Source organism: Dyadobacter sp. CY261 (assembly GCF_021440085.1).
Lineage (GTDB): Bacteria > Bacteroidota > Bacteroidia > Cytophagales > Spirosomataceae > Dyadobacter.
This window is the reverse complement of the sequence record NZ_JAKCPW010000004.1, coordinates 50,208-70,773: the sequence shown is the minus strand read 5'-3', so window position 1 is coordinate 70,773 and position 20,566 is coordinate 50,208. Positions and strand designations below refer to the sequence as shown.

Genomic DNA, 20,566 nt, shown 5'->3' with positions numbered 1-20,566 from the left:
CTTTTACGCTTGGCACTGTACGCATACGGTAAATGGAAAACCACTACGAAATAGATGGGAATGAAATCCCTTTGATTTTGCGGAATAATTCTACTGCATAGAGGTCGGTCATGCCCGATACGAAGTCGAGAACGGTCTGGATCCTTGTATAGGTATCAGTGCTTTTTGTGATAAATTGTTTAGGAATAAGGTCTACCAATTTCCGTGTGTAATGCGAGTTATTGTTGAGATATGCAGGAATAAACTCTTCCAGCAGCCCACCCATTACCTTATAACCCGCCACTTCGATCTGCACCACGGATGAATAGTTGTAAATCTTTTGTACTGAAACCCGTGCAATCTCTTTCATAGCCGAACGGTGAGGTTCAGGAATGCGGTCGACCAGGCTGGCATTGAAATCACCATTCAGAATGGTCTGTTGTTCATTGATAAACAGTTCCGAACAGACGCCGATAAGCGTGCTGATTGATTTGGCGCGCAGCAGTCCGATTTTTGCATCGTCATCTTCAATCTCCGCAAGGCGTGCCGCCATCCGCGGATCGTTGCAGAGCGCGAGCAATAACGCTTCTACTTCCTGGTAAGAGAGGATTTTGAGCCGGTGTGCGTCTTCCAGGTCAATAATATTGTAGCAAATATCGTCTGCCGCTTCCACCAGGTATACCAGCGGATGTCGTTTATAAACCAGCGGCAAATCCGAGACCTGCGACTGGCCCAGCTCGTTGGCGATTTTCTTAAAACCAGCCTGTTCGGACTGGAAGAAACCATATTTTTTGGTATAAATATTCGCTTTCTGATGCCCGGCGAGCGATTCGCACGGATATTTGGCGATCGCTGCGAGCGTGGAGTAGGTCAATGCAAAACTGCCGTAACCCTTGCCGGCATACGGATGCGTGAGAATGCGGATGGCGTTCGCATTTCCTTCGAAATGGGTGAGGTCTGCCCATTGCACTTCGCTGACCTCACTTTGGTATTTCAAACCGTCATCATCTGTGAAATAATGCGAAATAGCGGCCTCCCCCGAATGCCCAAAGGCTGGATTACCGAGGTCGTGCGCGAGGCAGGCGGCCGACACAATATTCCCGATCTCGCTGATCAGTGGTAGTGTCTCATCGACGTGCTGATCATGGGTTTTTAAATGATTATAGAATATCCGCCCAAGCGATTTACCCACGCTGGCCACTTCCAGGCTGTGTGTAAGTCGGTTATGGACAAAAATGCTTCCGGGAAGGGGGAAGACCTGCGTTTTGTTCTGCAACCGGCGGAAAGGAGATGAGAAGATGAGCCGGTCGTAATCGCGCTGGAACTCCGAGCGCGCTTCTGCCGGATCGGCATTGTATTTGTCTTCACTGCCCCAGCGTTTCGCGGACAGCAGTTGTTCCCACTTCATCATATTGATTTCAAATAAACCGCAAAACTAATGGCTTTCACGGAAAAAATGACCGAAATGGGGTAATGTGGTTTTCAGGTAGAAACGGATAAGGAGCGGGCTTTTAACGAGATAATACACAAAGATTTATTTCAAACCGAAGCGATATGAAAAAGTTAGTCTGGTATTTCTGTTTAGGATTGATGATAGCCGGAATCGAAAGTCGAATAACTTTGGCCAAACCATTATTGAGCAGGAAAGTAACGCAAAATGACGACCAGCTCGCCCGCGAAATGCATACTGCGGTAACCGCGTTTTTGAAAACCCTGTCTGCCGAGCAGCGAAAAGAGACCGAACTTCCCTACCCCGACCTCGCCCGTTTCGACTGGAACTTCACGCCGCGCGCCCGCAAAGGGATTACTTTCAAAACTATGAACCCTGCGCAGCAAAAAGCTGCAATGGCGATGATCCGTGTGGTGCTCAGCCAGGAAGGTTACAGCAAAGCCGAGCAGATCATCGACCTTGAAAACGTGCTCCGCGTAGTCGAATCACGCCCGGCCAACGACACCTACCGCGATCCTGAAAACTATGCTTTCCTCGTTTTCGGCACGCCTGGGAAAGAGCCCTGGGGTTGGCGGGTGGAAGGGCACCATTTATCGCTGCACTTCTCGTCGGTCGACAATCAGATCACCTACACGCCCAGTTTTATGGGCAGCAACCCAGGTCAGGTCATGGCCGACGTGCCCCAGAAAGGCAAGCGCATCCTGAAAGCAGAACAAGATATGGCGTTCGAACTGCTCCACAGCCTCGATGCCTCACAGCTGGCAAAAGCAAATCTCGGTGCCAAAGCACCTAACGAGATATTTACTTCCAATGCAAGAAAGGCTTCGCTGGCTAAAGTGGAGGGCATTGCGATGGGCGAATTGAATGCGGCTCAAAAAGCGACATTTAAAAAACTCATCATGGCATATTTGCAACGCTACCACGTCACGCTCAAAAGTCAGCAGTGGGCCGAACTCGAAAAGAACGGCCTCGACAAGATCCATTTCGCCTGGCTCGGCGACCAGCAACCCGAAATCGGCACCGGCCACGGCCACTACTACCGCATCCACGGACCGACATTCCTCATCGAGTTCGATAACACGCAGAATGGGGGAAATCATATCCACTCGGTTGTGCGCGATTTGACGAGTGATTTTGGGGAGGATTTGTTGCAGGCGCATTATGAAGCGGGGCATAAGAAGTGAGGAAGTGCGCACGAGAGCTCGACGAAGAGACGGAAACAAAAATTCACATCCTGGCTATTTGGAATAGTCATCAGGATCCCGAACATTTGGAGTGGAAATTTTAAATATCAATGACTCCAACACCACACCGTTACTTCATTATCAACAAACCACCCAATATGGTTTCCCAATTCGTGAGCTCGGACGAGGTGCGGTTGCTGGGGGATCTGGATTTTGAGTTTCCGGAGGGGACGCATGCGGTGGGGCGGCTCGATAATCTTTCGGAGGGCTTGCTGATCCTGACTACCAATAAAAGAGTTACAAGCCTGCTGTTCCAGGGCGAAGTGCCGCACAAGCGTACTTACTGGGTGAATGTAGGCCATATCGTTTCGCCCGAAACGGTGGAATTACTGCGCAGCGGCATTCCTATCCGCATTAAAGGGGGTGTTTACTACACAACCACACCTTGCGAGGTGGAGATCATCGACCGGCCTGCAATTTTAAACAAACATCAGAACGAGACCCAATCCCATGTGCCGAATACCTGGCTCAGCATTACTTTGACAGAGGGGAAATTCCACCAGGTGCGAAAAATGGTGCGTGTGGCCAGGCATCGCTGCAAACGGCTGATCCGTGCCAGTATCGAGGATTTGGAACTGGGCGACCTGCCCTCGGGGGGCGTGAGAGAGATCGAAGAGGAGGAGTTTTTCAGGTTGTTGAAAATAGATAACTGGAAGTCACCGATTTCGGCCGACCGTTCAGCTAGGGAGCCGTCCATCGAAAATCCGGCACATTAGTTGCCGGCAGGATTAGTTTTAGCCTATTAGTTACATATCGGACTTCTAAACTGATCACGTCATGAACTTCATCGGAAACATCATCTGGCTTATTTTTGGCGGATTTGTCGTTTTTCTCGAATATATGGTCGCCGGGCTCGCCCTTTGTCTCACCATCGTCGGCATTCCTTTCGGCATTCAATGTTTTAAGATCGGGATCATGACGCTGTTCCCGTTCGGCCAGCATGTACGCGATATTCCGGGCGACTCGGGTTGTTTGTCCACCATTTTCAATATCGTCTGGATCTTCCTGGGGGGCATCTGGATTGCCCTTACGCATTTGATTTTCGGCATTTTACTCGCCATCACCATCATCGGATTACCTTTCGCGAAGCAGCATTTCAAGCTCATGAGCCTGTCGTTCGCGCCGTTTGGAAAAGAAATATACTCGTCATGAAAGCCATTGTCATTACCCAGCCCGGTGGACCGGAAGTATTGCAGCCCCGAGAAGTAGAAATGCCGTACCCGACTGGTTCAGAGGTGCTCATCCGGGTATTTGCCGCGGGCGTGAATCGGCCGGATGTTTTCCAGCGAAAAGGAAATTATCCGCCACCTCCGGGAGCGCCTCAGGACATTCCGGGACTGGAAGTAGCCGGGACGATTGAGGAAGTGGGCCCGGATGTAACAGCATGGAAGCCGGGCGACGCCGTATGCGCATTGCTTACCGGTGGTGGGTACGCGGAATACGTGATTGCGCAAGCAGGCCATTGCCTGCCCGTGCCCGAAAGTTTTGACCGCGGCGATCGCTTTGTAAAAGCCGCTTCGTTGCCGGAAACCGTGTTCACTGTTTGGCATAATGTATTCCAAAGAGGGCGTTTGCAGGCCGGTGAGCGGTTTCTTGTGCATGGCGGCAGCAGCGGAATCGGCATTACAGCCATTCAGCTGGCCAAGGTATTCGGTGCACAGGTTTTCACGACAGCAGGCTCGGATGAAAAGTGCAGTGCCTGCGATGCATTAGGCGCTGATATCAGCTTGAACTACAAAACTGCCGATTTTGAAGAACAGCTCAGGGAACTCGGTGCCGACGTGATCCTGGATATGGTAGGAGGCGATTACATTCCCAAAAACCTGCGTTTGCTACGAGAGGAGGGCCGTTTGGTGTTTATCAATACCATGAACGGTTCCAAGGTAAAAGGGCCCGACGAAGTGGATTTCGGACTGGTTATGCGCAAGCGGTTGACCATCACCGGAAGCACGCTGCGAAACCGGGATAACGCATTTAAAACTGCATTGACATCAGAGATCAGAACACAGGTGTGGCCGGTTTTGGAAAGCAGACAATTCCAGACGGTAATCGCACAAACGTTTCCGCTTGACGAGGCTGCCAAAGCGCATGCATTAATGGAAAGCAGCGATCATATTGGAAAAATCATTCTACTGAATGAATGGTCGTGAGCCGGTCGTTGAGGATCTTTGAAATCTGATCGGCCTGGGCGTACACCATTAAATGTCCGCCGTCTTTGATGACCATATCGGGCTTTACAATGACGATAGGGATCAGTTTATCGGCGGTTCCGTGAATGTGAAACAGGTTTTCCGCACGATCTTTTCTTCCCCAGCCACTCATCCGGATCAATGCCCATTTCAGGAATTTGCTGTCGGTATCATGCAGAATATCTTTGAGTAGCTTTTTTAATTCCGGCGTGTCGGCTCCAAAATAGCTGTACGTCAAGCGGTTGGCTGATTTCAGCGTCGGAGCCGATAGTGGCGAAAACAAAAAGAACCGGATCACTAACTGATAAAAACGCGAAAGCGGGACGCCGGTAGACATGCTCGAAATGAGCGTAACCTGCTGCGGACAAGCGACATCTGCGATTTCCGAGGCAATCACGCCTCCAAAAGACAATCCTACCAGCTGGAAGGGCTGCGACATGTCGATCTGCTTGCTCAAACGGGCTGCATAGTGCTGCAACGTTTCCCTTTTCAGCGGCTTGACCCACTTAATATACTTCACATCCAGCCTTGGATCGAGCTTCAATTTGGTAAAAACGCGCTCGTCGGCGCCGAGGCCGCTAATGAAGTAAACATTCATTTTTTTAGCCGCAGAATGTTCTTCCGCGCTGTCAATTCCACCGTTGGCCTCTAAGCCGGAAAATGAAAGTAGTGCCAATAGCAAGCAGGAGTTACAGATATTCGAAAACATAAATGGGTGCGTTCACTTCGAATATACGAACTCCTGCAAAAACGGTGCCCTGCTATCTGGCAAAATTAAACCGCACGCCTCCCATCAGCCAGCGGCCCGGCATGACCGACCCCAGCACGTCGCTGTACTGTTTGTCGAAAGCATTGTCGGCCTGGACAAATATCCCCAACTGCCGTTTTAGGAATGCATATTCGGCGCGGGCGTTGAGCAGGAAGTAATTTTTTGAAATAACCGCTTCAATGGCAGACGCTTCCCGCTCTGCACGTTTTTTATACAAACCAGTCAAACTCAATGAGAAACCGCCGATCTGGTAAATGGCCGAGAAATTGGCCAGGAATTTGGCGTGTGACGACAGGTAAAATGATTGAATCTGACTTTTATTGTCGCTATCAAGCCAGGTAAGGCCTGCATTGAAAAGCAATTTTTGATTGTCGGAAATCGTATTAGCGGATTGGATATCAAGCTCAAAACCGGTTGTATTCACTTCGGCGATGTTCAATGCAAGGCCGAATGTGCCGGTCGGCGAGAGGTTATCCTTACGCGGCATTTGCGCATATGGGGTTGTAACGTAGTCGATCAGATCTTTTTGGCGGCGCTGGAAGAATGTACCCGAAACTTTGAGCTGCGACGTCGCATTGCTCGTCAGAAACCAATCGGCCCCTGCTTCATAGCTGAATGAGCGTTCCGCTTTCAGGTCGGGATTGCCGACGCTGCCGCCGGTGACGAGTGTTTTGGCGTAATTGTTAAACCGCTCCGTAAAATCGGCGTCGCGGATAGTCTTGCCGGCGCTTGCCCGCAGCTGCCAGCTTGCTTTTTTGTAAGAAAGGTTGATTTGAGGTGAAGCTTCGGTGCCGATATGCTCCCGCCAATCGACGCGGACGGAAGGAGTAACCGTGAAATGCTCACCAATGCTTTGCACTACCGAAACGAAGGGCGCGAGCTGGTTCAAGGTATGGTTACCGCGGTCGTTGGAGGCGATATTGCGTTGCTGGAAGTTGATACCGGCAATCAGGTTGGCGCTTGCAGCAATGCCCTGCTGCAAGGTAGCCAGGCCCTGCCAAAGTTTCGATTTACTGCTATTGGCAATGGAATGTGGGTTGAACAAATAAGTGTCCTGCACCGATTTATAGCCCGCATCCACTGAAAAAGCCGTTTTGTTCTTTTGATAACCTAATCTTACCTGGTTCCACGACATTTTTACTTTCTCACTCGCCGTGTCCGATTTTAACACTGTATAGAAGTTCTGCGCTGCAAAATCGCGGTGGTCGTATGCGCTGCGAACGGCAATGTTCCAGTTGGGGGAAATGGCGTAGCTAAGCGACAATGAGGCTGTATTGTTGTGGAAATAGCCCTTGATGCCTCGTTGCTGCACACCGGAAGCATGGTTGGACAAATAGCCACCCGAAATTGCGAGCTTATTGCGTTGCACAAATGCACCCACATTCGCATTGAACGCGCCGTATTCCCCGGCGCCTAATGCTCCGTTCACCTGCGTTTTTTGCACCGGATCACCATCTGCATTGCCCGAAAGCCGCGCGGCAAAGGTTTTGGATATCACATGGATTACCCCGCCCACGGCATCCGAACCATACAATGCGGACGATGCGCCTTTCAGCACCTCGATGCGGTCGATTTCGGCGGGTGAAATGGGAATGTAGCTATTGAAATGGCCCGTATTCGGGTCGTTGAGACGGATACCGTCGAGAATGACCAGTACTTGCTGGAATGTGCCGCCGCGCAAAACGATGTCGCTTTGCGAACCCTGTGGGCCGCGGGTCTGGATTTCAACGCCCGGAACGTAGCGCAACAGGTCATCAATACTGTGCACGGGCAATTGCTGAAAATATTCGCCTTTAATGACGGCAATGTTCCGGCCGGTTTGCGAAGCGCGTTTTTCGATCAGCGACGAGGTGACCGTGACCGGGTCGAGCGATATTTCCTGGGCCAGGCAGAGCGTACCGGTCAGTAGCAAAAACAAGGTGGTGGCGATGTAATGTGGTTTCATAAAGGGGTATTGATTTCGATACAAAACTATTACCTTGCCGGACTGTATCCATGCTCCGGTTTGAATCTAATGAGTAGTCCGGTTGAAATTCCTTTTAAAAATGTGATCCTGCTGGATCGCCAGTCCGGCACGCCAGTTTACTTGCAGATCGCCCATCAAATGATCAATGCCATCCAGCGTGGCGTGCTAGTGACGGGTGTGCAACTGCCTGGTACCCGTTCACTTGCGGAAATGCTCGATGTGCACCGCAAGACCGTCGTTGCTGCCTATAACGAACTCGACGCCCAGGGCTGGATCGAGATGCTGCCCAACCGTGGCACATTCGTGACCCGGAAGAGCCCGGTAGTCCGGGGCAGCGCGTTGCCTGCCCATGTAAGTGATTTAAAACAATATCCCCGGCAGACGGGCTTTGCATTCGAAGAAAGTATGCTGCTCGACCGGCCCGTATCGCTTTCGCGTGTAGATTTGGAGTTTACCGACGGTCTTCCAGACGTACGCCTCGCACCGATGGACAAGCTGGCCAAAGCCTATTCCAGCGTTTTAAGAAGGAATAATAACCGAAAATACCTCTCTTATTCACACGTAGAAGGCAATATCTGGTTCCGCGAGCGGCTGGCGGCCTACCTCAACAATACCCGAGGCCTGCACATTGGCGCAGAGAATATTATTACGACCCGGGGCATTCAAATGGGCATTTACCTTGCTTCGACGCTATTGCTCAAAAAGGGCGACAATGTGGTGGTTGGGGATCTGAGCTATTATGTTGCCAATATGATTTTTCAACAGGCTGGCGCGAATATCCTTTCGGTGCCGGTGGATGACCAGGGCATTTCGGTAGATGCAGTGCGGCAGCTTTGCGAACACACGCCGATCCGGATGTTGTACATTACGCCGCATCACCACTATCCGACGACGGTTACCCTGAGTGCCGAGCGGCGGGTGGAGTTGCTGAATTTGTCCGTGCAATATGGTTTTATCATTCTCGAAGATGATCACGATTACGATTTTCACTACAACAGCAGCCCGGTGCTGCCGCTGGCGAGTGCCGATGGCGCCGGGATGGTGGTGTATGTCGGTTCATTCTGCAAAGCGCTGGCGCCCGGGTTGCGCTCCGGCTACCTGGTGGCGCCTCAGAACCTGATCCGCGAATTGGGAAAGATTCGGCGCATTATCGACCGCCAGGGCGACCTGATGATGGAACAGGCTTTGGCCGAATTGCTCGATGAAGGTGAAATTCAGCGACATATCAAAAAAGCTCAGAAAGTGTACCATCAGCGACGCGACCTGTTTGCGCAGTTGCTCGAAAACGATTTCCAGGCATTCCTTTCTTTCAAAGCCCCGCCGGGCGGCCTGGCGATCTGGACCGAGTGGCGGCGCGACGTGAACCTCATGCGCGTAAGCAAGGAATGCCTGCGCGAAAACTTGCATTTACCTCAAACATTGCTTTTCCAGACCGGCAGGCTCAGCGCCATGCGGCTGGGTTTCGGAAACCTCGACGAAAAGGAACTGCGCGAAGCCGCCGACATCTTGAAAACCGCATTGGAAAAGACAGCCTGATCCGCCTGCGCCGGGTTGGAATGCTGATTTATTCAACTAATTTGGGATAAATTCCTATTCGTGCATTTCAACCTGACTGCCGCATGAACAAACGTACTTTCATCAAAATTTCATCCGCATTAATGACGGCTCCATTACTTTCTCCGCTGGCCGGCTGGGCTAATGCCGACAAGCTCCGCAACTGGGCAGGCAACCTCGAATACAGTACCGAAAAATTGGATTTAGGCAAAAACGTCCAGCAGGTCCGCGATCTGGTGAAGAAGTATCCCAAACTGAAAGTGCTCGGTACCAGGCATTGTTTCAATGACATTGCCGATACAAAAGACCAGTTCATTACGATAGTCGGTGCCGACGAACAGATCGATCTGGACACCAAAAACAAGACGGTGACCGTCAATGGCGGGCTGAAATACGGGCAATTAAGCCCTTACCTGCATCAGAAGGGATTTGCATTACACAACCTGGCATCGCTGCCGCACATTTCAGTGGCGGGCGCGTGCGCCACGGCCACGCATGGTTCGGGCGAGAAAAACGGAAACCTGGCTACGGCGGTAACGGCTATGGAAATGGTGACGGCGGAGGGCGAAGTGGTCAATTTGAGCAGGGAAAAAGATGGAGAAAAATTCAATGCGGCGGTAGTGCATCTGGGCGCATTGGGGGTCATTACAAAATTGACGCTTTCGGTGCAGCCGACGTTTTTGATGGGGCAATATGTGTATGAAAACCTGCCATTAGCCCAACTGAAAGCGCATTTTGATGAAATAGAGTCAAGCGGGGACAGTGTGAGTTTATTTACAAACTGGGCTACCGACGACATTACCGAGGTGTGGGTGAAGTTCAAAACAGGCCAGGGTCAGCCTTCGGGAGCGAAAGAGTTTTTCGGGGCGAAACTGGCCACCAAAAACATGCACCCGATCCCGGAGCTTTCGGCCGAAAACTGCACCGAGCAAATGGGTGTGCCGGGGCCCTGGTACGAGCGGATGCCGCATTTCAAAATGGGTTTCACGCCCAGCAGCGGCAAGGAATTGCAGACGGAATATTTTGTGCCGCGCAAAAATGCAGTGGACGCTATCCTGGCGATTTCCAAATTGGGCAGTCAGATCAGCCCGCATTTGTTCACTTCCGAGGTGCGGACCATTGCGGCCGACAACCTTTGGCTGAGCCCGTGCTACAAGCAGGATTCGGTGGCGATCCATTTCACCTGGAAGCAGGATTGGCCGGCGGTGAGCAAGTTGCTGCCGGTGATCGAGAAAGAGCTCGCGCCGTTCAACGCGCGGCCGCATTGGGGCAAACTGTTTACCGTTTCACCGGGAATACTCGAAAAACGGTATGAAAAACTGCCCGAATTCAGGGAGCTGGCGGCGCAGATGGACCCGAAAGGAAAATTTCGCAATGCATTCCTGAATTTGAATGTGTTTGCGAATTAAATCACTGCGTGAAGCGTTTACCTAGATGTGACTCATCTTCCATAAGTAAACCAAATACTTCTGATGGCTACCAAAATGAAGGCATTACCACCCGCGAGCGTGGAACTGACTGCCGACAAAATTACCGAGTTGTATATGCACTACTGCCTGGAAAACCACAAAAAGCCGGAATCGGTGTACCTGTTTTGCAAGCAGCATGGTATGGTGGAAAAGGAATTTTATCAATTCTTCACTTCCATCGATTCGCTTGAAAAACGCGTTTTTGTGAGTTTTCATAACCTGGCCGTAAACCTGATCAATCAGAGCGGCGAGGTACATGGCCTGGGCTTCCAGGAGAAGCTTCTGACCTACTATTTCACGCTTTTTGAAATCTTCACCGCCAACCGCAGCTATGTGGTTTTTGCATTGAAAGAAGACAAAAACAGGTTGAGCGGCATGCTGAAACTGAAAGAATTCAGGAACAGCTTCAAGGCATTTGTCCACCAAATCAGCGACGGATACCTCAAAACCAGGAGCGAACGCATTCGCAAAGCGCAGCAGGATGCACTGGAAGAAGGCGCGTGGATCCAGCTTTTGCTTACATTGAAATTCTGGCTCGATGATGAATCTGTAGGTTTTGAGAAGACGGATCTCTATATAGAAAAATCTATCCGGGCTACCTTTGACCTGATCGATACGACGCCACTTGAAAGCGTGATCGATTTTGGAAAGTTTCTCATTAAAGAAAAAATGAAGTAAGGAATGGAGACAATTGATAGCATCCCTACTTCCAAAATACGGCGTGCCACCCGGCTTATTTCAACAGGTGTTAAGATTGGGGGGAATTATTTGAAATACTACGGCGAGAAAATCACGAGTCCGGAAACGGCCCGGGATAACCTCAACAATAACAATGCCGAGGATATTTACGATAGCCTCAAAAGCCTGAAAGGCAGCGCGTTGAAGTTGGCGCAAATGCTGAGCATGGAAAAAAACTTCCTGCCGCAGGCTTACGTCGAGAAGTTTTCGCTTTCGCAATTTTCTGTTCCCCCGCTATCGGCCCCGCTGGTAGTGAAAACGTTCCGGAAATACTTCGGGAAATCACCGCTTGAACTGTTCGATACGTTCGATCCCAATGCGATCAATGCGGCCAGCATTGGTCAGGTGCACAAGGCGACGCACGAAGGCAGAGAGCTGGCCGTTAAAATCCAGTATCCCGGCGTGGCAGAAAGCATTTCGTCGGACCTGGCGCTGGTGAGGCCGATCGCTATGAAAATGTTCAATATCCAGGCTAAGGATTCGGACAAGTATTTTAAGGAAGTCGAAACGAAACTGACCGAGGAAACGAATTACATTCTTGAAATAGCGCAGAGCAGCGAAATTGCCGAGGCTTGCAGCCATATCCCGAATCTGCGTTTTCCGAAATACTATCCGGAATTTTCGTCCGAGCGGGTGATCACGATGGACTGGATGGAAGGAAAGCACCTTTCCGAGTTTTGTAAAACCAATCCTGAGCAGGAGGTGGCGAACAAGATTGGCCAGGCATTATGGGATTTTTACATGTTCCAGGTGCATCAGTTACGCAAAGTGCACGCGGACCCGCATCCGGGCAACTTCCTGGTAGACGAAAACGATAACCTGATCGCCATTGATTTTGGTTGTATCAAGGAGATTCCCGAAGAATTTTATATTCCCTACTTCGAACTGGCCGAGCCGGAAAACCTGAATAATCCGGCGTTCTTCCATGCCCGATTAGTTGAGCTTGAAATTCTCACGGATAAGGATACGAAAGCGGAAACCGTTTATTTCTCGACCCTGTTCAAGGAAATACTCGCATTACTTACCCAGCCATTCCATGCGGAGACGTTCGATTTCTCGGACGAAGAATTCTTCCTGAAACTGGCTGCATTAGGCGAGAAATATGCCAACGACAAGGAGCTTCGCAAAATGAATATGAACCGCGGCTCCAAGCACTTTATTTACATTAACCGCACATTCTTCGGGCTTTTCAGCCTGTTGCATGACCTGAAAGCGGTGGTGGATACCCAGCAATTTGTAAGCTGACATCCATAACGACCAGTCGTGAAAACTTCACGACTGGTTTTTTTCTTCTCTATCCGAAGCTCCGGCACCGGGCGCACCGGCGGCAGGCCTTTTCAGGTTCACAAAACGAAACAGATTGTTGTTGGCCTGCTCGGGCGTTTGATCGCCCAGTAAGATCCCCCAGGGTTCCAGTCCTTCTACGCGATCAAAGACGACCTTCATCATCGCAATGGCCGGAATCGACAAAAACATACCCGACAACCCAGCCAGCGCGCCGCCCACCAGCACACCTACGATCGATACCAATGCATTGATCCGCACTTTTGAGCCAACGATAAACGGCACGAAGAAGTTATTATCGATCACCTGCACGACAATAAAAATGCCTACCACACCCAGCAGCACATCAATTTCCGGGTGGCTGATAAAAGTTACCATTACCGCCAACGCCGTCGCAACTAACCCGCCAATGTAAGGCACCAGGTTCAGAATAGCGGCCATTACGCCCAGCAGAATGGCATACTGCACATTCAGGACAAGCAAGCCTACTGAATTGAGCACGGCCACAGCGGTTGTTTCAAGCAGTAACCCTACCATATAGCTCTGGATAATGGCTTTGATCTCTCCTAAGATTTCGAGCACCCGCTGCTTGTGTTCTTCTGCGAATAGCACCACGGCGAAATGGAGCAGCATTGCCCGGTAATAAAGCAGTAAAAAAGTATAGATCGGGATTAATATCAAAGTTCCAAGTGGCCCCGTCACCGCGCCCAGCGTTTCTGGCCCCTGAAAAGTTTCAAGCGTTTTGCTCTGCGCATTTTTCAGATATTCGGCCTGCTGACGGTAGCTCACGCTATATTCACGCCGGATCCACCGGCGGGCATCGCGGTAAAAGTGATCGATATTCCGTTTCAGCTTCGGCCATTCATCGGAGAAATCCGCGAGTTGCATGGAGATCAACACCGTTACCGCCGACACCACCAACACAGCAAGCAGCAATGCGAGGGTAATCGCCATCAGTTTGGGAACGCCCAGCCGGATCAAACGCTCTTCCAGCGGCCGCAGCAACACCGCCAGCAAACCCGCAAGCGCCAGCGGAACAATAATGTCCTGCCCCAGATAAATCGCCACCATAATGATACCGATCGCCAGAAGGGTAAGGGAGAGTTTTTGATAGAAGGGTGGGGTAGAGCTTTCCAATGGATAATGCGATTTGGCCGACTGCTAATGGATTTTCTGAAATTTTAAATTCTTTTCAGATTTTTCAAAATTTTAATTCCAAACACACACACGCTTATTCGCGATGGTTGTTATAGCCTACAAGAAGGTACGTGATTTCGGGAAAGAGCATCCACATTTTTTCGAGGCGCTTGACAACTGGTATTCGGTGGTTGAGAAGGCCAACTGGCGTAGTTTTCATGATGTTAAGAATGTATTTAATTCTGCTGATGCTGTTGGAAGAAATTTGTACATTTTCAACGTGCGTGGCAATCAATTGAGAATTGTGGTTAGAATTGTGTTCCGGGTTCGGACTGTTTTTATTAAATTTATTGGTACACATGCCGAATATGATAAGCTTGACCTGAGGCGACTATGAAAAAAGAACTGAAATACGAGACGGAAGCTGCATACGAAGTTGCAATGGAAGAAATCGAGCGGCTTATGGATAGGGGCGAGGAAAATTTGTCGGAAGAAGAGCTCAATACTTTGGAGACAATGGCCCGGGCGGCGCAGGCATATGAAAAAGACCACTATTATATAGAGCCACCGCGGACCCTCGAAGGCATCACTGAACTCCGCATGTATGAATTGAAGCTCAAACAGAAAAATTTGGCAAAGACCCGATAAGTCAACCCAACCTTTTCCCCAAGCACACACTCCGCGATTCGTCTGGGAAATCTCCGAAATGTGGGATGTGGGTATATCCCAGTTTCCGGTACATCGCAATGGCTTCCGGTTGGCCGGTACCGGTTTCTAATATAGCAGTTTGGTAGCCCGATTCACGGCCCCATGCTTCCAGTTCTGCGGCGACCGCGGAGGCGATGCCTTTCCCGCGGGATGTCGGTTGGACGAACATTCTTTTCAATTCAATGGTCGTGCCGTCGTGGGGTTTGAAGCAGCCGCAGGCTATGGCGACGCCGTTTTCGTAGGCTAATACAACCGTTGGCAAGCCGGTAATGCGGTTGTATTCTTCGTAATCTTCCTTGTTGGTGTTGTAAATGCGGCAGAGTTCGGTGTCGAGCTGGTCTGTGAGGCGTTGGAAATCGGGGTTGTCGCTGTTGGTTCGGATGATGTCGGGCATTGGCGTCGGTAATGTTAGCGGTCGAGTTTGCGAAGATAGGCATTTGCGTTGCTGATGTGCATTTGCCGTTTTTCTTCCGGCATTTGGTCGAAAGTCCTGATGAGCATGCCCAGGCGCGGGTTGCGGAGGAAAAATTTCCGGTATTTGTCCATAAACCGCCAGAAAAGGCCGTCCCAGGTTTCCTGCCATTCGCCTTTGGGAAAATCACTCATTTTCATCAGGTAATTGCTCCCGCTGATGTACGGTTTGGTAGCCATCAGTCCGCCGTCGGCAAACTGGCTCATCCCGTATACATTAGGCACCATGACCCAATCGTAAGCATCGATAAAGAGCTCCATAAACCAATGGTACACGTCATCCGGGTCGATTTCGCAAAGTAACATGAAGTTGCCCAATACCATCAGCCGCTCGATATGGTGGCAGTAACCCGTTTTCAGCACCTTTCGGATCACGATGTCGACTGGTTCGATGCCCGTGCCCGCATTCCAAAAATTTTCGGGCAGCTTGCGTGTAAATTGCCAATAGTTGCGTGTGCGTTGCTGGCCACCTTTTACCTCATATACACCTCTGATAAATTCCCGCCAGCCGATAATCTGCCGCACAAAACCTTCCAGCGAATTGAGCGGAATGCCGTTTTCTTGTGCGTAGGCAAGCGCTTTTTCGATCACCTGCGCCGGCGTGATCAGGCCGGTATTGAGGGCAGGCGTAAGAATGCTGTGATGCAGGAAATGCTCCGACGACACCATTGCATCCTCGTAAGCACCGAAGTCGGCGAAGCGATTTTCGAAAAATTGGTCGAGCCAGGCACGGCCTTCCGCCGAGGTCATGGGGAAGCGGATGTCGTTCGAAATTTCGCCATAGTTCTCCGCGAAGTGTTTTTCAACATATTCCTTCGCTTCTACCCAGGCCTCGGACCGCTCTGGAAAGCGGATTTCGGGTGGTTGTTGTTTTTTGGGGTATTTCAAACGGTTTTCCGTATCGAAGCTCCATTTTCCACCGGCAGGTTCGCCATTCCGCGACATGAGAATGTCCCGCTTTTTGCGCTCCTCCATGTAAAAATCAGCCAGGAAGTACCGGCGGCGGTTCATGAAATACGCATCCAGATCATCCCGTGAATTCAAAAACATGGGTGTCGGATATTCGACCAACCCGACTGTTACCTCGGCAGCACTTTTACGGAGCCGTTGGGAAAGCCAGTCATCGCTAACATCGGCATAATGGATTTCAGTAATACCCTTTTTTGCCAGGTAAGGCACCAGTTTCCGCACATCCGAATGCATTTCCATTGCCTCCACATATTCCACCGCGATTTGATGTTCTTCCAGAAACGCCTTGTAGTTTTGCATCGTTGCCCGGTGAAAGAGCAGTTTTTGTTTGTGGAAATGAAATTGCTTGAAAAAAAGAGATTCTTCCACCATAATCACCGGCCTGTCCCTGGCCATCGCAGGATGTTTTTGGAACAACTGATGTGGGAATACAAGCGTGACGGCTTTCATAACTCTTCGAAATCTATCCAATGAAAATGCGATATATCATACAAGCCTTCCTTCTGCTATTTTTAACCGCTACGGCCTTCGCGCAAAACGGCTTTAAAGTCGTGCCATTAGGCGTGAAAGGCGGTACGATGGACGGAAATCTTTCCGCGTACATGGTCGCGCCTGCGGGTTCGGACGCATACGTGTGCCTTGATGCCGGCACGGTGAGCAATGGGATAGCGCGGTCAATCCAGGAAAAGGCCTTTAATGTCTCTGTGGAGACGGTTTTGAAGCAGTATATCAAAGGCTACCTCATTTCGCACCCGCATCTCGACCATATTTCCGGGATGATCATCAACTCGGTAGATGACACCGTCAAGCAGGTTTATGCCATGGGGCACAGTATCGAGGTCATGAAGACGCATTACTTCAACTGGCAAAGCTGGCCGAATCTGGCTAACGACGGCCCTGCGCCTGCATTGAACAAATACCGCTACCAACTCCTGGCCGAAAATGCGGAAGTTGGGTTGGCTGGCACTGAAATGGCCGTGCAGGCCTTTCCGCTAAGCCATTCAAAACCGTACTCGAGTACGGCCTTTCTCGTGCGCTTCCGTGATGCTTTTATTTTGTATTTCGGTGACACCGGGCCGGATGAAGTGGAGCAAACGGATCTTATGAAGCGGGTGTGGACGGTTGTTGCGCCGTTGGTGAAAGCGGGAAAACTGAAAGGTATATTTTTGGAGGCATCTTATCCCAATGCGCAACCTGACCGGCATTTGTACGGGCATTTGACGCCAAAATGGTTGATGCAGGAGTTCCAAACATTGGCAAGCCTCGCAGGAAAAGCACATTTGAAAGACCTGAATGTAATCGTCACGCACATCAAGCCCACTGGAAATAATGAGGCAACCATCCGAAAAGAGCTCACCGGCGCAAACGACCTGGGCCTGCATTTGATTTTTCCCGAACAGGGTGTGCCGCTCTATTTGAAATAACGTCCCAAAGTAAAGGCGGGTGTTGAAGCCCGCCTTGTTGCTATTTGAAAAGTTTTACTTGCCCGCTCTCAATTCTCGGGTCGAATGGAACTTGTAAGTCCAGTCCCAGCTCTTGATTGAGTTTTTGGATGAGGTAAGATGAAAGTAATGGCGATGCTTCTTCGTGGTTCTGATGCACGAAGAAATAGATATTTTGAATGCCTTCTTCGATCCAGATTTTCAATCGATCGAGCCAGTTGTCGAGACGGGTGTAGTCCGAATCGACATTCGCGCCGTTGTAACGGATGAAGGCCGTAGGGGTGGTGAGCCGCATGTGTAGCAGGTCGCGCCGCCCGGCCGAGTCGGTAACAATGTGGGAGATATTCTTCTTTTCCAGCACACTGTACAGGTCTTCGGCATTGAAGAGGGTGGGGTCGTACCAGCCGGTATGGCGTAGTTCGAGGGCGAGCGGAAAGCCGGATGGCCATCCTTCGAGGTAGGCTTTCAGCACTTCCCAGTTTTTGGGGCCGAAGTTGTCGGGCATTTGCAGGAAGAGCATGCCGAGTTTCTCCTGCAAATGGGCAATGCCGTCAAGAAAGATATCCGTCGGCTCTTTCGCATCTTTCAACCGCTTCCAATGGCTGATTCCCTGATGCAATTTGGGGAAAAATTTGAAGCCTGCCGGTGTTTTGGTGTACCAGGTTTCAATTGTTTCAACGGGGAAGTTGCTGTAAAAAGTCGCATTCAGCTCGATGCTGTTGAACTGGGTCGCATAATACGCCAATTCGTCCTTGGTTCCTCTTGGATAAAACCCTTTCAAATCGGTCTTATTCCATTTGGCGCATCCGATGTAGATTCCCGGTTTTGCCGCGGTCTTTACCGCATTCAAAATCTCCTTGTTGGCAGGAGCGTCGGCCGGTAGTTTGAAATCTATATCATCGGGATTGTCAACTTTTCCGAATTTCATAACTGGCTAATTTAGATGAATATATAATGCAACCGGCAAGCAATGATAGCTTGTCAGGTCAGGAGGTTATCTTCCGAAATCGTCCTGCACACGTACGATATCGTCTTCGTCGGATGGGTTCGATGGATCGGTATGCTGCCAGATCTCGGCCACAAATCCCCATTCATTCACACCGACAAGTCGGTGGCGTTCGCCTTTTTTGAGATTGATAACGGTGCCGATCGGCAGTTGCTGCAATTCTGTTTCTTGGTCTGTATCGCTGATCACGATCCCTGCATTCCCTCCGATCACTTTCCAGATTTCGGCGCGGCGATGGTGATATTGCCAGGAAAGACGTTTGTTCGGCGCTACCACAAGGATTTTGGGGCTCAGCTTTTCATAACCGGCAAAATCTGCAAGCGACAAATGCGGGAAAAATGTGGATATGAATTGAGGGGCCTGGCTTTCGTCCAATACAAAAAAACCACCCCACGGACGGGAATGGTCCTTGCTTACAACGGTGAAACCCTGTTGCTCTATGAACTGCTGCACGTTTTCAAAAACCTCGTTTTTATCGGCATCAGCCGTAAATGACTGTATCATGTTCGGGATTAATTAGTAAATCAGTGAGTTTCAAAATTAGGATAAAAAACAAAAAGATGCCCCAAAATATTCAGGGCACCTTTTGAATTATATCTACTAATTTATACTATTTGTCCCACCATACTTTCGTGGTGAATTCGTCGGGCAAAGTAGCACCTGTCTGATAATTCGGGTTACCTGCCACTTCGTTGGTCGGATAGCGGAGTCTTACGGGAATGGTTCCATTGGTTACATTGCCTGGGTAGTTGGTGGGCGTCAGCTTGGGAAAGCCGGTTCTGCGCCAGTCGTTCCATGCTTCCCACCAGTTGAAGAACTTGTTCACCCACATTTGCTCTCCGATCATCTCCAGTGCGGGTTTAGCAGTGCCATAAGGGTAGGTAGTGAGGTAGGCAGCTACGGCAGCGTCCGAAACTGTCAACGACGCATCGTACGGCGTGTACATTTGCATGGATGCCTTCACACCCGCATCATAATGCGATTTAGCCGTTCCGGCGATACCACTTCCGATTTTCCGCTCAATTGCTTCTGCCAGAAGGAGCTCCACTTCGCCATAGTTCATGATCATGTAAGGATCGGAGTCCTGCAACATTTTCGTATTGATTCTGGAATACGTTTTCGAAACATCGACGGTCTTTCCTTCCAGCTTGTCTAGCATTGCCTGATCGTATCCATTAGGCATCCCCTTTTGTTTAACCGGGTCGGTAATGACAGTGTCGCTTCCAATTCCGCCACTGATAATCATCAAACGAGGATCGTCGTCGGTAGCCACAGCCTGGTTTGTGCCCTTCAGGTAGTTTACCAGCGTAGCACTCAGATAGGTAGGCTGACCGCCATCACCCGGGTCAAAGGCGCGGGATATACCGTTTTGGTTTACCCATTCGCTTGGGCCGTCCGCCATCGCAACCCATACATTGTCTGCATTACTCGTAAAGACGCCGCCCGCAGCAGCCTTGGTTACATAGGTAGCCGCTTTTGCCGCGTCGGCATTGGAGATGCGCATTGCCAGGCGCAGCATTAATGAATATCCCCATTTTTTCCATTTGGCGATGTCGCCTTTGTAAATGAAATCAGCCGCAGCAAAGCCGTCATCGGGATTAGAAGTACTCAAAGCGGCGGAAGCTTCATCCAGTTCTTTCAGCAGGTCGGCATAAATGGCATCTTGCGAATCATATTTTGGAAAGAAAATTCCTTCAATTCCCTTGTTGGCCTCGAAATACGGCACATTACCGTAAAAATCGGTCAGTCGAGCAAAACTGAATGCGCGGATAATTCTGGCCGCGTTGCGCATATTAGTGTATTTACCTTCCGCAAAACCTCCCGGACCCGACTGTTTTAAAATTTCAGCAATATTTTTGAGCTGATCATTGTAGGTAAATTCAAACGGAGCCGCATTGGTCTCTGCATTAACGGTGTATTTATCGCCCGGGGCGATACCGCCGCCTGAGTTTGCCAACTGCTGAATGGCGTAAGCGCACATCCCAATGTTCGTCCGCCAGTCAATGTAGCGGTTATCGCCAGTGGAGCCGTTAGATGCGATGCCTAGTTCGACCGAAGTAAAGATGAAGTTAAGATTTACCTGGTTCAGCGCCTGCGGGTTGATGTTCAGGTCGTGCAATTCTTTGGTATCACACCCGGTCACCAACAATACAGCGAGTCCGTACTTCATATATTTTTTCAAATTTTTCAT

At 50.2% G+C, this 20,566-nt stretch carries 21 protein-coding genes; 11 read left to right on the top strand and 10 right to left on the bottom strand.

The window, feature by feature from the left end; genetic code table 11:
• Positions 1-43: 43 nt before the first annotated feature.
• Positions 44-1,390 (bottom strand): deoxyguanosinetriphosphate triphosphohydrolase, encoded by a 1,347-nt coding sequence (locus LZD49_RS12900; RefSeq protein ID WP_234667881.1) that lies wholly within the window; start codon positions 1,388-1,390, stop codon positions 44-46.
• A 143-nt stretch (positions 1,391-1,533) separates the two neighbouring features.
• Between LZD49_RS12900 and LZD49_RS12895 the strand changes: the two genes are divergently transcribed.
• From LZD49_RS12895 to LZD49_RS12880, 4 genes are all read left to right on the top strand, one after another.
• Positions 1,534-2,613 carry a DUF3500 domain-containing protein gene (locus tag LZD49_RS12895; RefSeq protein WP_234667879.1) on the top strand — a complete coding sequence of 360 codons (1,080 nt, stop codon included), beginning with the start codon at positions 1,534-1,536 and terminating at the stop codon, positions 2,611-2,613.
• A gap of 110 nt (positions 2,614-2,723) precedes the next feature.
• Positions 2,724-3,389: a pseudouridine synthase gene (locus LZD49_RS12890; protein WP_234667878.1), complete on the top strand. Its 666-nt coding sequence runs from the start codon at positions 2,724-2,726 to the stop codon at positions 3,387-3,389.
• 61 nt (positions 3,390-3,450) lie between these two features.
• Entirely contained in the window at positions 3,451-3,825 is a 375-nt protein-coding gene (locus tag LZD49_RS12885) for a YccF domain-containing protein (protein WP_234667876.1), read from the top strand.
• Entirely contained in the window at positions 3,822-4,823 is a 1,002-nt protein-coding gene (locus LZD49_RS12880) for an NAD(P)H-quinone oxidoreductase (protein WP_234667874.1), read from the top strand. The genes LZD49_RS12885 and LZD49_RS12880 overlap by 4 nt, the downstream gene beginning before the upstream one ends.
• On the opposite strand, the gene LZD49_RS12875 is transcribed toward LZD49_RS12880, so the two are convergent.
• Both LZD49_RS12875 and LZD49_RS12870 read right to left on the bottom strand, forming a co-directional pair.
• On the bottom strand, positions 4,798-5,571 hold the full coding sequence (locus tag LZD49_RS12875; protein ID WP_234667872.1) for an alpha/beta fold hydrolase: 774 nt from the start codon (positions 5,569-5,571) through the stop codon (positions 4,798-4,800). The genes LZD49_RS12880 and LZD49_RS12875 overlap by 26 nt on opposite strands.
• 52 nt (positions 5,572-5,623) lie before the next feature.
• The gene (locus LZD49_RS12870; RefSeq protein ID WP_234667870.1) at positions 5,624-7,576 is read right to left on the bottom strand and encodes a TonB-dependent siderophore receptor; all 1,953 of its coding nucleotides are present in this window, start codon (positions 7,574-7,576) and stop codon (positions 5,624-5,626) included.
• Between the two features lie 69 nt (positions 7,577-7,645).
• Between LZD49_RS12870 and LZD49_RS12865 the strand changes: the two genes are divergently transcribed.
• The 4 genes from LZD49_RS12865 to LZD49_RS12850 all read left to right on the top strand — a co-directional run bounded on the left by LZD49_RS12865 (position 7,646) and on the right by LZD49_RS12850 (position 12,603).
• Entirely contained in the window at positions 7,646-9,133 is a 1,488-nt protein-coding gene (locus tag LZD49_RS12865) for a PLP-dependent aminotransferase family protein (protein WP_234667868.1), read from the top strand.
• Positions 9,134-9,216: 83 nt separating this feature from the next.
• Positions 9,217-10,560 (top strand): D-arabinono-1,4-lactone oxidase, encoded by a 1,344-nt coding sequence (locus tag LZD49_RS12860; RefSeq protein WP_234667866.1) that lies wholly within the window; start codon positions 9,217-9,219, stop codon positions 10,558-10,560.
• Positions 10,561-10,623: 63 nt separating this feature from the next.
• Positions 10,624-11,298, top strand: a complete 675-nt coding sequence (locus LZD49_RS12855) for a TetR family transcriptional regulator C-terminal domain-containing protein (RefSeq protein ID WP_234667864.1) — start codon at positions 10,624-10,626, stop codon at positions 11,296-11,298.
• Between the two features lie 3 nt (positions 11,299-11,301).
• A complete protein-coding gene (locus LZD49_RS12850) occupies positions 11,302-12,603 on the top strand; it encodes an AarF/ABC1/UbiB kinase family protein (protein ID WP_234667861.1) in 1,302 nt (433 codons plus the stop codon).
• Between the two features lie 27 nt (positions 12,604-12,630).
• Here LZD49_RS12850 and LZD49_RS12845 read toward each other — a convergent pair whose 3' ends face one another.
• Positions 12,631-13,779: an AI-2E family transporter gene (locus LZD49_RS12845; protein ID WP_234667859.1), complete on the bottom strand. Its 1,149-nt coding sequence runs from the start codon at positions 13,777-13,779 to the stop codon at positions 12,631-12,633.
• Positions 13,780-13,873: 94 nt separating this feature from the next.
• Complete coding sequence (locus LZD49_RS35545; protein ID WP_255721030.1) at positions 13,874-13,999, bottom strand: hypothetical protein; 126 nt, start codon at positions 13,997-13,999, stop codon at positions 13,874-13,876.
• On the opposite strand from LZD49_RS35545, the gene LZD49_RS12840 reads away from it, so the two are divergent.
• Entirely contained in the window at positions 13,967-14,176 is a 210-nt protein-coding gene (locus tag LZD49_RS12840; RefSeq protein ID WP_234668403.1) for a type II toxin-antitoxin system HigB family toxin, read from the top strand. The two genes, LZD49_RS35545 and LZD49_RS12840, sit on opposite strands and share 33 nt — an antisense overlap.
• Positions 14,173-14,427 (top strand): hypothetical protein, encoded by a 255-nt coding sequence (locus LZD49_RS12835; RefSeq protein ID WP_234667857.1) that lies wholly within the window; start codon positions 14,173-14,175, stop codon positions 14,425-14,427. Before LZD49_RS12840 ends, LZD49_RS12835 begins: the two co-directional genes overlap by 4 nt.
• A 1-nt stretch (position 14,428) precedes the next feature.
• On the opposite strand, the gene LZD49_RS12830 is transcribed toward LZD49_RS12835, so the two are convergent.
• Both LZD49_RS12830 and LZD49_RS12825 read right to left on the bottom strand, forming a co-directional pair.
• On the bottom strand, positions 14,429-14,881 hold the full coding sequence (locus LZD49_RS12830; RefSeq protein ID WP_234667855.1) for a GNAT family N-acetyltransferase: 453 nt from the start codon (positions 14,879-14,881) through the stop codon (positions 14,429-14,431).
• 14 nt (positions 14,882-14,895) lie between these two features.
• Positions 14,896-16,377, bottom strand: coding sequence for a cryptochrome/photolyase family protein (locus LZD49_RS12825; RefSeq protein ID WP_234667853.1), 1,482 nt, complete (start codon positions 16,375-16,377; stop codon positions 14,896-14,898).
• Positions 16,378-16,403: 26 nt separating this feature from the next.
• Between LZD49_RS12825 and LZD49_RS12820 the strand changes: the two genes are divergently transcribed.
• A complete protein-coding gene (locus LZD49_RS12820) occupies positions 16,404-17,351 on the top strand; it encodes a 3',5'-cyclic-nucleotide phosphodiesterase (protein ID WP_234667850.1) in 948 nt (315 codons plus the stop codon).
• A gap of 40 nt (positions 17,352-17,391) precedes the next feature.
• Here the strand turns inward: LZD49_RS12820 and LZD49_RS12815 are convergent, their stop codons facing one another.
• The 3 genes from LZD49_RS12815 to LZD49_RS12805 all read right to left on the bottom strand — a co-directional run bounded on the left by LZD49_RS12815 (position 17,392) and on the right by LZD49_RS12805 (position 20,566).
• Positions 17,392-18,297 carry a DUF72 domain-containing protein gene (locus tag LZD49_RS12815; RefSeq protein ID WP_234667848.1) on the bottom strand — a complete coding sequence of 302 codons (906 nt, stop codon included), beginning with the start codon at positions 18,295-18,297 and terminating at the stop codon, positions 17,392-17,394.
• Positions 18,298-18,363: 66 nt separating this feature from the next.
• Complete coding sequence (locus tag LZD49_RS12810; protein WP_234667846.1) at positions 18,364-18,879, bottom strand: phosphoheptose isomerase; 516 nt, start codon at positions 18,877-18,879, stop codon at positions 18,364-18,366.
• 106 nt (positions 18,880-18,985) lie between these two features.
• Positions 18,986-20,566, bottom strand: coding sequence for a SusD/RagB family nutrient-binding outer membrane lipoprotein (locus tag LZD49_RS12805; RefSeq protein WP_234667844.1), 1,581 nt, complete (start codon positions 20,564-20,566; stop codon positions 18,986-18,988).